Origin of the sequence: Kocuria sp. CPCC 205231 (assembly GCF_040980965.1) — a bacterium.
GTDB classification, from domain to species: Bacteria; Actinomycetota; Actinomycetes; order Actinomycetales; family Micrococcaceae; genus Kocuria; species Kocuria rosea.
The window spans coordinates 39,189-51,878 of sequence record NZ_JAVKPP010000006.1; the positions used below are offsets into that span (position 1 = coordinate 39,189).

12 protein-coding genes are annotated in these 12,690 nt (G+C 72.4%); 6 read left to right on the forward strand and 6 right to left on the reverse strand.

The genetic code is table 11. From position 1 onward, the window contains the following. Positions 1 to 7: 7 nt before the first annotated feature. Together RF640_RS07610 and RF640_RS07615 are read right to left on the reverse strand one after the other, a co-directional pair. Positions 8 to 1,453, reverse strand: coding sequence for a sodium:alanine symporter family protein (locus tag RF640_RS07610; protein WP_272026129.1), 1,446 nt, complete (start codon positions 1,451 to 1,453; stop codon positions 8 to 10). Positions 1,454 to 1,608: 155 nt separating this feature from the next. Continuing rightward, complete coding sequence (locus RF640_RS07615; RefSeq protein WP_368827348.1) at positions 1,609 to 2,874, reverse strand: multidrug effflux MFS transporter; 1,266 nt, start codon at positions 2,872 to 2,874, stop codon at positions 1,609 to 1,611. 185 nt (positions 2,875 to 3,059) lie between these two features. Between RF640_RS07615 and RF640_RS07620 the strand changes: the two genes are divergently transcribed. The 3 genes from RF640_RS07620 to RF640_RS07630 are packed head-to-tail and all read left to right on the forward strand — an operon-like array spanning position 3,060 to position 4,994. Then, a complete protein-coding gene (locus RF640_RS07620) occupies positions 3,060 to 3,674 on the forward strand; it encodes a TIGR00730 family Rossman fold protein (protein WP_272026132.1) in 615 nt (204 codons plus the stop codon). Between the two features lie 4 nt (positions 3,675 to 3,678). Next, complete coding sequence (trmB, locus tag RF640_RS07625; protein WP_284563361.1) at positions 3,679 to 4,470, forward strand: tRNA (guanosine(46)-N7)-methyltransferase TrmB; 792 nt, start codon at positions 3,679 to 3,681, stop codon at positions 4,468 to 4,470. A 29-nt stretch (positions 4,471 to 4,499) separates the two neighbouring features. Continuing rightward, positions 4,500 to 4,994 (forward strand): GNAT family N-acetyltransferase, encoded by a 495-nt coding sequence (locus RF640_RS07630; RefSeq protein WP_290467835.1) that lies wholly within the window; start codon positions 4,500 to 4,502, stop codon positions 4,992 to 4,994. Positions 4,995 to 5,020: 26 nt separating this feature from the next. Here RF640_RS07630 and RF640_RS07635 read toward each other — a convergent pair whose 3' ends face one another. The 4 genes from RF640_RS07635 to dnaK all read right to left on the reverse strand — a co-directional run bounded on the left by RF640_RS07635 (position 5,021) and on the right by dnaK (position 9,168). Further along, on the reverse strand, positions 5,021 to 5,461 hold the full coding sequence (locus RF640_RS07635; RefSeq protein WP_017832603.1) for a heat shock protein transcriptional repressor HspR: 441 nt from the start codon (positions 5,459 to 5,461) through the stop codon (positions 5,021 to 5,023). 1 nt (position 5,462) lies between these two features. Further along, complete coding sequence (locus RF640_RS07640) at positions 5,463 to 6,488, reverse strand: DnaJ C-terminal domain-containing protein (RefSeq protein ID WP_109221681.1); 1,026 nt, start codon at positions 6,486 to 6,488, stop codon at positions 5,463 to 5,465. A 164-nt stretch (positions 6,489 to 6,652) separates the two neighbouring features. Continuing rightward, positions 6,653 to 7,315: a nucleotide exchange factor GrpE gene (locus tag RF640_RS07645; protein ID WP_109244091.1), complete on the reverse strand. Its 663-nt coding sequence runs from the start codon at positions 7,313 to 7,315 to the stop codon at positions 6,653 to 6,655. Further along, entirely contained in the window at positions 7,312 to 9,168 is a 1,857-nt protein-coding gene (gene dnaK / locus RF640_RS07650) for a molecular chaperone DnaK (protein WP_031282565.1), read from the reverse strand. Before dnaK ends, RF640_RS07645 begins: the two co-directional genes overlap by 4 nt. Positions 9,169 to 9,493: 325 nt before the next feature. Between dnaK and RF640_RS07655 the strand changes: the two genes are divergently transcribed. The 3 genes from RF640_RS07655 (at position 9,494) to RF640_RS07665 (ending at position 12,669) form a co-directional block, all read left to right on the forward strand. Then, entirely contained in the window at positions 9,494 to 11,467 is a 1,974-nt protein-coding gene (locus RF640_RS07655) for a BCCT family transporter (RefSeq protein ID WP_241482885.1), read from the forward strand. 84 nt (positions 11,468 to 11,551) lie between these two features. After that, positions 11,552 to 12,079 (forward strand): low molecular weight protein-tyrosine-phosphatase, encoded by a 528-nt coding sequence (locus tag RF640_RS07660; RefSeq protein ID WP_035928265.1) that lies wholly within the window; start codon positions 11,552 to 11,554, stop codon positions 12,077 to 12,079. Beyond that, positions 12,076 to 12,669 carry a uridine kinase gene (locus RF640_RS07665; RefSeq protein ID WP_035928261.1) on the forward strand — a complete coding sequence of 198 codons (594 nt, stop codon included), beginning with the start codon at positions 12,076 to 12,078 and terminating at the stop codon, positions 12,667 to 12,669. The genes RF640_RS07660 and RF640_RS07665 overlap by 4 nt, the downstream gene beginning before the upstream one ends. The last annotated feature ends 21 nt before the right edge of the window (positions 12,670 to 12,690 follow it).

A 12,690-nucleotide genomic window follows, 5' to 3' on the forward strand; every position in this document is an offset into this window, starting at 1 on the left:
ACAGCCGTCAGACGCCGGTGCGCTCGTACGAGTCGATCGCTCCGGGATGGCCCTCCATGAACGCGTCGACCTGGCGGCGGTCCGCCCGCAGCTTGGGGTCGTGGTCCAGGTAGTGCCTGGTCTCGCGGACGACCAGCCCGGAGAGGAGCAGCAGCCCGAGGAGGTTGGGCAGGGCCATGAGGCCGTTCATCACGTCGGCGAAGTTCCACACCACCGCCAGCGGCACGGTGCAGCCCACGAACACGACCAGGGAGAACACGACCCGGTAGGGCATCACGGCCGGCCGGCCGAAGAGCCGCTCCATGCACCGCTCGCCGTAGTAGGCCCACCCGAGGATCGTCGAGTAGGCGAACATCACGAGCCCGATGGTGACCACGTAGTGGCCCCACTGCCCGGGCAGGCCCTGGCTGAAGGCGTCGCCGGTCATGGTCGCGGCGAAGTCCGCCCCCTGCTCCCAGACCCCGGTGGTGATGAGCACGAGTCCCGTGCAGGTCACCACGATGATGGTGTCGATGAAGGTCTGGGTCATGGAGACCAGCCCCTGGCGGACCGGGTGGGTGGTCTGGGCCGCGGCCGCTGCGATCGCGGCCGATCCCATGCCGGACTCGTTGGAGAAGATGCCGCGGGCCACGCCCATCTGCACGGCCAGCATGATCGCCGATCCGGCGAACCCGCCGACGGCCGCCGTGCCGGAGAAGGCGTCGGTGAAGATCAGGACGACCGCCTGCGGGATGGCCGCGACGTTGACGACGAGGATGAACAGGGCGCCCAGGACGTAGAAGAGGATCATGACGGGGACGAAGCCCGCCGTGACCTTCCCGATGGACTTGATCCCGCCCACGAGCACGGCGAGCGTCAGCACGGCGAGCACCACACCGGTGATCCAGGTGGGGACGCTGAACGAGCTCTCCAGGTTGGAGGCGATGGAGTTGCCCTGGGTCATGTTGCCGATGCCGAACGCGGCCAGCGCGGCGGCGACGGCGAAGAAGATCGCCAGGAACTTCCCGAACCTGTTGCGGATGCCGCGCTCCAGGTAGTACTGCGGGCCGCCGGAGATCTCACCCTTGGCGTCCGTGGTGCGGAACCGCACGGCCAGGAACGCCTCGGAGTACTTGGAGGCCATGCCGAGCAGGCCGGTGACCCACATCCAGAACAGGGCGCCGGGCCCGCCGATCGAGATCGCGGTGGCCACGCCCACGATGTTGCCGGTGCCCACGGTGGCCGCGAGCGCCGTGGTCAGCGCCTGGAACTGGGAGACGTCGCCGCCGCGGGCGTCCGCGTCCTTGCGGTCGAACAGGGCCAGTCGCAGCGCGGAGCCCAGCTTGTGGAACTGCAGCCCGCCCAGCCGGACGGTCAGGTACAGACCGGTGAGCAGCAGCAGGGGGATGAGGACGTAGGGCCCCCAGATGATGCCGCCCAGCTCGCCGAGGGCAGTCTCGATGGTTTGGAGCATGTGTTCTCCCGTGGGTGTCGGGTGGATCAGGAATCGGGCCGGAACGGGACTGTGACCTCGGTCTCGGCAGAAGGCATCTAATCACAGGTCCGCTGCTCCCCCGGTCAGGGACCGATGGATCGGCCACAGTGTGGCTCCTGCCCGTTTCCGCCCGGTTACGGGCCGGCCAGGGCGGCGGGGCCCTCCGGCGCCCGCCGCGAGAGGCGGCGCGCGAGCAGCACGGCTCCCGCGGCGAGCAGCGAGCACACCGCCATGGACACGGCCATCGGGACGGCGGTGTGCTGACCGGCCAGGCCGGTCAGCGGGCTCACGAGCCCGCCCAGGAGGAACTGGACCAGTCCGAGCACCGCCGACCCGGCCCCGGCCCGGCCCGGGACCCGGCCCTGGGCGAGGGCCACGGCGTTGCCCATGACGAAGCCGATGCAGGTCTGGCTCACGAAGAGGTGCGCCAGGGTGGTCCACCCGGTGATCCCGGCCAGCACGAGGCCCAGGCCCACCACGTTGACGGCGGCCATGACCACGATCGCGGTGCGGAGGATCGTGCCGGGCTCGACCCGGTCGACGAGGCGGGTGTTGACGACCGCGCCCAGGATGGAGCCGCCCGCGTTGACGGCGAACACCACGGAGTAGCCGAGCGCCGAGTAGCCGAGCACGTTCTGCAGCACGAAGGAGGAGGCGGAGATGTAGGAGAACAGGGCGCCGAACGCGAGTCCGAAGGCGAGGGCGTAGGCCATGAAGGACGGGGTGCGCAGCATCCGCCAGGACCCGGTGACGACGGCGCCGACCCCGCCGCGGTGCCGCCGGTGCGGGGGCAGGGTCTCGGGGACCACGAGCACGGAGCACGCCAGCATCAACAGCCCGAACGCCGCGAGCACCCAGAACACGGTCTGCCACGGGGCCACCGTGGCGATCACCCCGCCCAGGAGCGGGGCCACCACCGGGGCGAGGGAGGTGATGGTCGCGAGGACCGAGAACAGCTTCGCGGCCCCGCGGCCGGAGGCGATGTCCGAGACCACCGCGCGGGCGATCACGACGCCGGCCGCCCCGGCGAGTCCCTGCACCGCGCGCAGGACCAGCACCGTCCCGATGGTCGGGGCCAGGACCACGGCGACGGAGCTGAGCAGGAACAGCGCGTTGCCGGCCACCATGAGCCGGTGCCGGCCCAGCACGTCGGACACGGGCCCGAGCAGGAACTGCCCCACGGCCATGCCGACCATGTACGTGGTCAGCGTCAGCTGCACCGCGGAGGCCGACGCCCCGAAGTGCCCGGCCATGGCAGGCATCGAGGCCAGGTACATGTCCGTGGCCATCGGGCTCACCGCGCTGAGGATCCCCAGCGCCGCCACCAGCACCACCCGGTCCTTGCCGCCGGAGAGGCGCAGGCGGGAGCGCACGGGGTCGTCGGGCGGCGATGAGCTCACGGGAGGTCCTTCGGCACGGGTCGGCAGGGCGGGCGCGGGGCGCGCCTCATGCTATCGACGCCGCGACGTGAGAAGGACGCGGGACAGGACGAGGACGAGGACGAGGGACAGGGCGAGGACGAGGGGCGGGGATGAGGGACTGCGACAGCGACAGCGACAGCGACAGCGACAGCGACAATGTCCGCATGAGACTCGCCGTGTACACCGGGGCATCCCTCGGCTCCGACCCCCTGTTCCCCGAGGCCGCCCGGGCCTTCGCCACCACCCTCGCCCGCCGCGGCGTGGGCGTCGTCTACGGCGGCGGCCACGTGGGGCTGATGGGCGTCGTCGCCGACGCCGCCCTGGCCGCCGGGGGCGAGGTGGTCGGGGTCATGCCGCAGTCGCTCGTCGACGACGAGACGGCCCACACGGGGCTGACCGAGCTGCGCATCGTCCGGACGATGCACGAGCGCAAGGCGGAGATGGCCGCCCTCGCCGACGGGTTCGTGGCCCTGCCGGGCGGCCTGGGCACCCTCGAGGAGATCTTCGAGGCGTGGACCTGGCTGCAGGTGGGGGTGCACGCCAAGCCGGTCGGCTTCCTGGACGTGGCCGGCTATTGGAGGCCCCTGCTGGACGCGGTGGCCTCGATGTCCGCGGCCGGCCTCGTGCGTCCCGAGTACCGGGACGCCGCCGTGGTCGCCCAGGACGCCGACGAGCTGCTCGCCCGGTTCGCGGCGTGGGAGGCGCCCCGCCGGCGCTGGTCCGAGCCACCCGTTCCCGGCGCCGACGCGCCCGCCGCCCGCCCAGCCCCTAGGATGTAGGGCGATGAGCGAGCACACCCCTTCCCCCGCCGAGGGCCCCGCACAGGGCCCCGTCCCCGAGGCGTTCCACCGCCGGCCGTACTCCTTCGTGCGCCGCGGCGACCGCCTCACCGCCCGCCGCCAGAAGGCCTGGGACGACTGGGCGCCCACCCGGGTGCTCGACGTCCCGCGCGTGCGCACGGACACCTCCGTGCACCCCGACCACGAGTTCGACGCGGCCGCGGCCTTCGGGCGCGAGGCGCCGCTGGTCGTGGAGGTCGGCTCCGGGCTCGGCGAGGCGGTCGTGCACGCCGCCGCCCAGGACCCGGCGCGGAACTTCCTCGCCGTCGAGGTGTACAAGCCCGGGATCGCGGACCTGCTGCTCAAGGCGGCCCAGGCCGGGGTGGACAACGTCCGCGTGGCGCAGGCCAACGCGCCCGAGGTCCTGGAGCACATGCTCGCCCCGGCCTCGGTCGACGAGCTGTGGGTGTTCTTCCCGGACCCCTGGCACAAGACCCGCCACCACAAGCGGCGCCTGGTCTCCCCCGCGTTCGCCGAGCTCGCCGCCCGGGTGCTCGTCCCGGGCGGGCTGTGGCGGCTCGCCACGGACTGGCAGGAGTACGCCCTGGTGATGCGTGAGGTCCTCGACGCGTCCCCGCAGTTCGAGAACGTCCACCCGGGCCCGCTCGCCGACGACGAGCACCCGGACACCGGATGGGCCCCGCGCTGGGAGGGACGGGTCCTCACGAGCTTCGAGCGCAAGGCGCAGGAGGCGGGCCGCGTCCCCCGCGACCTCGTCTACCGCCGGACGGCGTGAGCGCCGTCCCCGGCGCGGAGCGAAACGGCGTGCCCGCACTGCCCGGCCCGGAGCGGGACGGCTTCGTCGTCGTGCCCCCGGGCGATCCCCGCACGCAGCCGCTGCTCGAGGGCCTGCACCACGAGTACGTGGAGCGCTACGGTCCCGAGATCGGGGCGGAGGAGATGGCCGAGCACCCCGTCGACGACTTCACCGCCCCCGCCGGAGCGCTCCTGCTCCTCCTCGAGGGCGGCACGACGGTGGGGGGTGGCGCGTTCCGTCGGCACGACGACGCCACGGCCGAGCTCAAACGGGTGTGGACCGCCCCGGCGCACCGCCGGCGCGGGATCTCGCGGCGGGTCCTGGCCGAGCTCGAGCGGCTCGCCGCCGCGGCGGGCTACCGGCGCATCCACCTCACCACGGGCAGCCGCCAGCCGGAGGCGGCCGCCCTGTACCGCAGCAGCGGGTACGTCCTGCTGCCCGGGACCGCCCGGGTCTATCCGGGCGGCGTGTACGACGTGGGCTTCGAGAAGCACCTGCGCTGACCGCCCGGCCCGGGCGCCGGTGCGGCTCAGCGCTCCTGCTGGCGCGGGGGCCGGTACAGCACCACGGCCTGCGAGATCTTGCGGGCCCGGGGGCGGGCGCCGCGGGCCATGCGCACCACGTCCCCGCCGACGCCGGCGGCGAAGATCCGCGAGGACTCCTCGGCCCGGTCCCGGGCGTCCTCGAGTTCCCGGGACAGCTCCGCCACCCGCGACCGCAGGGCCGCGACCTGGTTCTCCAGCTGGAGGATGCGCCGGATGCCCTCGAGGGACACGCCCTGCTGGGACAGCACCTGGATCTGCTGCAGCTTCTCGATGTCGCGCTGCGAGTAGCGGCGGGCGCGGCCGGGGGCCCGGGACGGCCTGACGAGGCCGAGCCGGTCGTACTGGCGCAGCGTCTGCGGGTGCATCTCCGCGATCTCCGCGGCCACGGAGATCACGAACAGCGGCTGGTCGGCGTCCAGTGCCATCTCATACCCGTGCCTTTTCGGCCAGGCGGGCCCGGGGGTCCTCGTCCGCGGTCGCCTCGGCGAACGCCCGGACGGCGGCCTGCGCCTGCTCGTCCAGCTCGGCCGGCACGTGCACCTCGACCGTCACGATCAGGTTGCCGGTGCCCTTGGCCGTGCCGAACCCGCGCCCCTTGACGCGGAAGCGCCGGCCCGAGGACGTGCCCGCCGGGACCTTCACGCGCACGGTGCCGCCGTCCAGCACGGGCACCTCGATGGTGGCGCCCAGGGCCGCCTCGGGGAACGTGATCGGCACGGTGACCTCGACGTCGTCCGTGCCCTCGACGCGCCGGAAGAAGGGGTGCGGGGTCACGTGGACGGTGACGTAGAGGTCGCCGGCGCCGCCGGCACCCGAGTGGCCCTTGCCGGCGAGCTTGAGCTTCTGCCCGTCGCGCACGCCGCGCGGGATCCGCACCGTGGTCTCCTGGCCGTTGCCCCGGCGCAGCTTGACCGTGGTGCCGTGCACCGAGGAGCGGAACGGGATGGTCGTCTCCGTCCGGATGTCCTCCCCGCGCGCCGGCGGGGCCTGGTAGCCGCCGTAGCCGCCCGGCGCCCCGTACCCGGTCTGACCGCCGAACTGGGCGAACAGGTCCTCGAACCCGCCCGGGCCGCCGGGGCCGCCCGCGCCGCCGGTGGAGTAGGTCGTGCGGCGGCGGCGTCCTCCGCCGCCTCCGCCGAAGATGTCGCCGAAGAGGTCCTCGAAGTTGGCCGAGCCCCCGGCGCCGCCGGGGCCGCCGGCGGTGAAGCGCGCCCCGGAGCCCATCGCGCGGATCGCGTCGTACTGCTTGCGCTCCTCGGGGTCGGAGAGCACGGAGTTCGCCTCGGTGATGTCCTTGAACCGCTGCTCGGCCTCCGCGTCCCCCGGGTTCTGGTCCGGGTGGTACTGGCGGGCGAGCTTGCGGTAGGCCTTCTTGACGTCGGCGGCGGACGCGTCCTTGGAGACGCCGAGAATGCTGTAGAAGTCCTTGTCGATCCAGTCCTGGCTGGCCATGACGCCTCCTTTCTGTGGGGCCGGTCGGGGTCCTGCGGAGCAGGACCCGGTGGTGGTCCGGGGGTCGTCCCCGGCGCCGCGGCGGCGGGGACGGGTGGACGGGTCAGGGGAGGCCCGAGGGACGGGCCTCCCCTGACATCGCCGGGATCAGGCCGGGTCCGGCCTCACTCGGCGACCGCGACGGCGACCTGGGCCGGCCGCACCACGCGCTCGCCGATCCGGAAGCCGGAGCGCAGCACCATCGAGACCTGGTCCGGCTCGACCTCGCTCGTGGGCTGCTGCAGCACCGCCTCGTGGACGTTCGGGTCGAACTTCTCCCCGACCTCCCCGAGGCGCACCAGCCCGTGCCGCACGAGGGTCTCCTCGAGCTTGTTCGCGATCGCCGCGAACGGGCCGTCGGTGAGGTCGCCCGCCTGCCGGGCCGCGTCGATGTCGTCGAACACCGGCAGCAGCGTCTGCAGGAGGTCGCCCGTCACGAAGGTCCGCAGCTGCTCCTTCTCGCGCGCCGTGCGGTGCTTGAAGTTCACGAACTCGGCCTGCAGCCGGCGCAGCTCCTCGAGCCGCTCCTCGGCGAGGGCGGCCGCCGGGGACTCCTCCGCGGCGGCCGGCGCCGGTGCGGCGTCCCCGGACTCCGCGTCCGTCGACTGGGGCGTCGAGAGGATGTCGTCCACCGTCAGGCCCTCCGGCCCGGCCTCCTCGCGGGGGCCGGCGCCGGAGTCCTGTGCGGACTGCTCGCCGGGGTGCGCGGCGGGGTCGCCGGGAACGCTCCCGGCGCCGTGGTCGTCCGCGTTCTCGTCGGGTCCTGGCGTGGGGTCGGGCATGCTCACTTCTTCTCGTCCTCGTCGTCGACGACCTCGGCGTCGACGATGTCCTCGTCACCGGTGGCACCGGTGGCGCCCGCACCCGGGGCGCCCTCGGCGCCCTCGGTCTGCGACTGCGCGTAGAGGGCCTCGCCGAGCTTGGTCTGGGACTGCTGCAGCTTGTCGTAGGCCGACTTCACGGCGTCCTCGTCCTCGCCCTCGAGCGCCTTCTTCAGGGCGTCGACGTCCGCCTGCACCTCGGACTTGACGTCCGCGGGCAGCTTCTCGTCGTTGTCCTTCAGGAGCTTGTCGACGGAGTACGCCTGCTGCTCCGCGTTGTTGCGCAGGTCGGCCGCCTCGCGGCGCACCCGGTCCGCCTCGGCGTTGGCCTCGGCGTCCTTGACCATCCGGTCGATGTCCTCCTTGGAGAGGGAGGACCCGCCCGTGATGGTCATCGACTGCTCGGTGCCGGTGCCCTTGTCCTTCGCGGAGACGTGCACGATGCCGTTGGCGTCGATGTCGAAGGTGACCTCGATCTGCGGCATCCCGCGCGGGGCGGGGGCGATGCCGGTCAGCTCGAAGGTGCCCAGGTTCTTGTTGTCCCGGGTGAACTGGCGCTCGCCCTGGAAGACCTGGATGGACACGGACGGCTGGTTGTCCTCGGCGGTGGTGAAGGTCTCGGACCGCTTGGTGGGGATCGCCGTGTTGCGCTCGATGAGCTTGGTCATCACGCCGCCCTTGGTCTCGATGCCCAGCGACAGCGGGGTCACGTCGATCAGCAGCACGTCCTTGCGGTCGCCCTTGAGCACGCCCGCCTGGATCGCGGCGCCGACGGCGACGACCTCGTCCGGGTTCACGCCCTTGTTGGGCTCCTTGCCGGCCAGGCGCTGGACGGTCTCCGCGACGGCGGGCATGCGGGTCGAGCCGCCCACCAGCACCACGTGGTCGATGTCGGACACGGAGATGCCGGCCTCGGCGATGACGTCCTTGAACGGCTTCTCGGTGCGCTCGAGCAGGTCCCGGGTGAGCTCCTCGAACTTGGCGCGGGTGAGGCGCTCGTCCAGGTGCACCGGGCCCTCGGGGGTCACGGACAGGTACTGCAGGGAGATGCTGGTGCTGGTCGCGGAGGACAGTTCCTTCTTGGCCTGCTCCGCGGTCTCCTTCAGGCGCTGCAGGGCGATCTTGTCCTTGGACAGGTCCGCGCCGGTCTTCGACTTCACCTGCGCCAGCAGCCAGTCGACCACGCGCTGGTCCCAGTCGTCGCCGCCGAGGCGGTTGTCGCCGGCGGTCGAGCGGACCTGGATGGTGGAGAAGTCGTCCTCGTCCTTGCCGACCTCCAGCAGGGAGACGTCGAAGGTGCCTCCACCGAGGTCGAAGACCAGGATGAGCTCGTCCTCCTTGCCCTTCTCCAGGCCGTAGGCGAGCGCCGCGGCGGTGGGCTCGTTGACGATGCGCAGCACGTTCATGCCCGCGATCTCACCGGCCTCCTTGGTGGCCTGGCGCTCGGCGTCGTTGAAGTACGCCGGGACGGTGATCACGGCGTCGGTGACCTTGTCGCCGAGGTAGGACTCGGCGTCGGTCTTGAGCTTCATCAGGATGCGCGCCGAGATCTCCTGCGGCGTGTACTTCTTGCCGTCGATGTCGGTGGACCACCCGGTGCCCATGTGGCGCTTCACCGAGGCGATCGTGCGGTCCACGTTGGTGACGGCCTGGCGCTTGGCGATGTCGCCCACCAGGGTCTCGCCGTCCTTGGAGAAGGCGACGACGGACGGCGTGGTCCGGTTGCCCTCGGCGTTGGCGATGACGGTGGGCTCGCCGCCCTCCAGCACGGACACCACGGAGTTGGTGGTGCCGAGGTCGATTCCTACTGCACGAGACATGGACGTGTTCTCCTTCGGGTCGAGCTGAACCGGGCGGGCCGTACCGGCCCCGTTGGGGTCCCGGAGGTCTCAGTTCTTGAGTTTTCCTGGCTCAAGTCTGCCACGTGAGCCGCTGATGTCAACTTAAGTTGAGCCACATCGACTCAACCCGGGGTGCCGGGGATGTGAGACGCCGCGCACTCCCTCCCGGCGGGGCAGGACGTCGGATACCGTGGAGTGTTTGAGCCCGTTCCCGCGGGCCACCGCCACACCCCCGGGTCCGCCCCGCACGTCACCGCACGCACCGACACGACACCGCACGCACCCCGACACCTCAGGAGCCACCGTGAGCACCACGCCACCCCATTCGCCGCATCCGTCCAGTGAGGCCGACGGCTCCCGCCGGCCGAAGCCGCGGGAGGTGCTGCGCGAGATCAACTACCCGCACGGCATCCACCCCGCCCTCGTCCCCGGCATCGCCGTCGAGGACCAGAAGCTGCACTACGGCACGGACAAGGTGGTCTTCACCGTCACCGCCGCGCTGATCGTGGGGTTCATCGCCTGGGGCGTGCTCTCCACCGAGTCCCTGACGGCCGCCTCCACCGCGGCCCTGGGCTGGGTGACCGGCAACACCGGGTGGTTCTTCACCGCCCTGTCCACGGCCGCCGTGCTGTTCATGCTCGTGGTCGGCTTCACCCGGACCGGGCGGATCCCCCTGGGCATGGACGACGAGAAGCCCGAGTACTCCTTCTTCTCGTGGCTCGCCATGCTCTTCGCCGCCGGCATGGGCATCGGCCTGATGTTCTACGGCGCCTCCGAGCCGCTGAGCCACTTCGGCGCGGGCGTCCCCGGATTCGGGGCGGAGCCCGGCTCCGAGGAGATGACCGTCTACGCCCTCGTCCAGACCGCCTTCCACTGGGGTCTCAACCCCTGGGCCATGTACGCCGTGGTCGGCGCGGCCGTCGCGTACGGCGCCTACCGGCGCGGACGCTCCCCGCTCATCAGCCGGATCTTCGTGCCGCTGATCGGCCAGCGGCGCGCCGAGGGCGGCCTGGGCCGGCTCATCGACGTGTTCGCCATCTTCGCGACCCTCTTCGGCACCGCTGCCTCGCTCGGGATCGGCGCGCTGCAGATCTCCCGGGGCCTCGAGATCGTCGCGGGCTGGGGACCGCTCGGCAACGGCGGGCTCATCGCGATCATCGCCGTCCTCACCGCCGCCTTCGTGGTCTCCGCGGTCTCCGGCGTGGCCCGCGGCATCCGCTACCTCTCCAATACGAACCTGCTGCTGGCGTTCCTGCTCGCCCTGTTCGTGTTCGTGGCCGGGCCCACCGTCCTGATCCTGGACCTGGTCCCCGCCGTGTTCAGCACCTACCTGCAGGAGTACCTCTGGATGACCGGGCAGACCGGCGGCTGGGGCGAGGACGCCACCGCCTTCGCCGGCGGCTGGACCGTCTTCTACTGGGCCTGGTGGCTGTCCTGGTCCCCGTTCGTCGGGATGTTCATCGCCAAGATCTCCCGCGGCCGCACGCTGCGCCAGTTCGTGACCGTGGTGCTCGTGGTCCCCTCCTCCATGTGCGTGCTCTGGTTCGTGGTCATCGGCGGCACGTCCATGTATCTGCAGCGCACCGGGACCGACCTGGCCGCCGCGGGCGGCCAGGAGGCCGCGCTGTTCGGCATGCTCGACGCCCTGCCCTTCGGCGCGATCACGTCGGTGCTCGCCATGGTCGTCATCGGCATCTTCTTCGTGACCAGCGCGGACTCCGCGTCCATCGTCATGGGCACGCTGTCCCAGCGGGGCCAGCCCGAGCCGAACCGGCCGATCGTCGTGTTCTGGGGCCTGTGCCTCGGCGGCATCGCAACGGTCATGATGCTCGTGGGCGGCGACGACGCCCTGACCGGGATGCAGAACCTCGTGACCGTCTCGGCCCTGCCGTTCGCGGTGATCGTCGCCTTCCTCATGGTCGCCTTCTACAAGGACCTGCGCAGCGACCCCGCCACGATCCGCCACGCGTTCGCCCTCACGGCGGTGCGCAAGGCCGTGATCCACGGCATCGAGGAGCACGGCGACGACTTCGCCCTGCAGGTGGAGCACGCCCCCGGCGCCCGTGCCGCCGGCGAGACCTTCGACTCCCACGACCCGGCCGTCACCGACTGGTACCGGCGGGTCGACGAGAACGGCGAGGAGATCGACCTCGCCGCGGAGACCGGTTCGAGCTCCGGCCAGCAGGCCGACCAGGAGCCGGAGCGCCCGGACGCCGGTCAGGAACGACTGGACCCGGACGAGCAGCGACCGCTCGACCCGACCGTCCGCCGGTCCTGACCGGACCCGCGCCGTGCGGCCGTCGCCCCCTCGGGCGGCGGCCGCACTTCTCGTGCCGGGACCGGACGGCTTAGACTGCGCGCTATGTATTCGATCGTGGCCGTGTGCACCGGCAACATCTGCCGCTCGCCCATGGCGGAGTTAGCCCTGCGCCGCGCCTTCGAGGCCGCAGGACTGGCCGGGCGCGTGCGGATCGACTCGGCCGGCGTCAGCGACGAGGAGCTCGGCAACCCCGTGGACCCCCGCGCCGGCGACCTCCTGCGCCGCGAGGGACTCGACGCCTCCGCGCACGCGGCCCAGGTCTTCGACCCCGTCCGCTTCGGCGACCGGGACCTCGTGCTCGCCCTGGACGTGGTGCACTGGCAGCGCCTGCGGGCGCTCGCACCGGACCGGTCCGCCGCCGCCAAGGTGCGGCTGCTGCGGGAGTTCGACCCCGCCGTCGAGGGCCTCGAGCACGGCGACCTGGGGATCTACGACCCCTGGTACGGGGGCCCCGAGGACTTCGAGTCCACCTGGGGCATGATCGACGCCGCCGTGCCGGGCGTGGTCCGCGCCGTCGCCCGGGAGCTCGGCGCCGACCGGGGATCCGCGCAGGACGCCGGGCGCGCGTGATCGACATCGAGCTCGAGCTGGATCCGGCGCTCGCCGCGGCCCACCCCGCCGGCACCAACCTGGCGCGGCTGCTCCCCTCCCCCACCCGCCGCCCCTACCTCATCGGCATCGACGGGCGTTCGGGGGCCGGCAAGACCAGCCTCGCCGAGCAGCTCGGCGCGGTGCTGCGCCCGGTGCGGGACGTGACGCTCTTCCACCTCGAGGACCTCTACCCGGGCTGGGACGGGCTCGGCCCCGGCCGCCGCACCTACGTGGACGAGGTCCTCACACCCCTCGACCAGGGCCGGGACGCCGAGTGGAGCGCCTGGGACTGGGTCACCGGCTCCCCGGGGACCCCGCGGCTGACCCGTGTGGCGGAGGTCGTGATCCTGGAGGGCGTCGGCGCGTGCAGCGCCGAGGCCCGGGAGCTGCTGGACGTCTCCGTGTGGGTCGAGCTGCCCACCGCCCTGCGCTACGACCGCGCGCTGAGCCGTGACGGCTCCTACTACGCCGAGCACTGGGACCGCTGGGCCGCCCAGGAGGACGCCTACCTGGCGGAGGACCACGTCTGGGAACAGGTGGACATCCTGCACCCCGGCCCGGTCTGCTGAGCCCCGCGGCCGCACCGACAG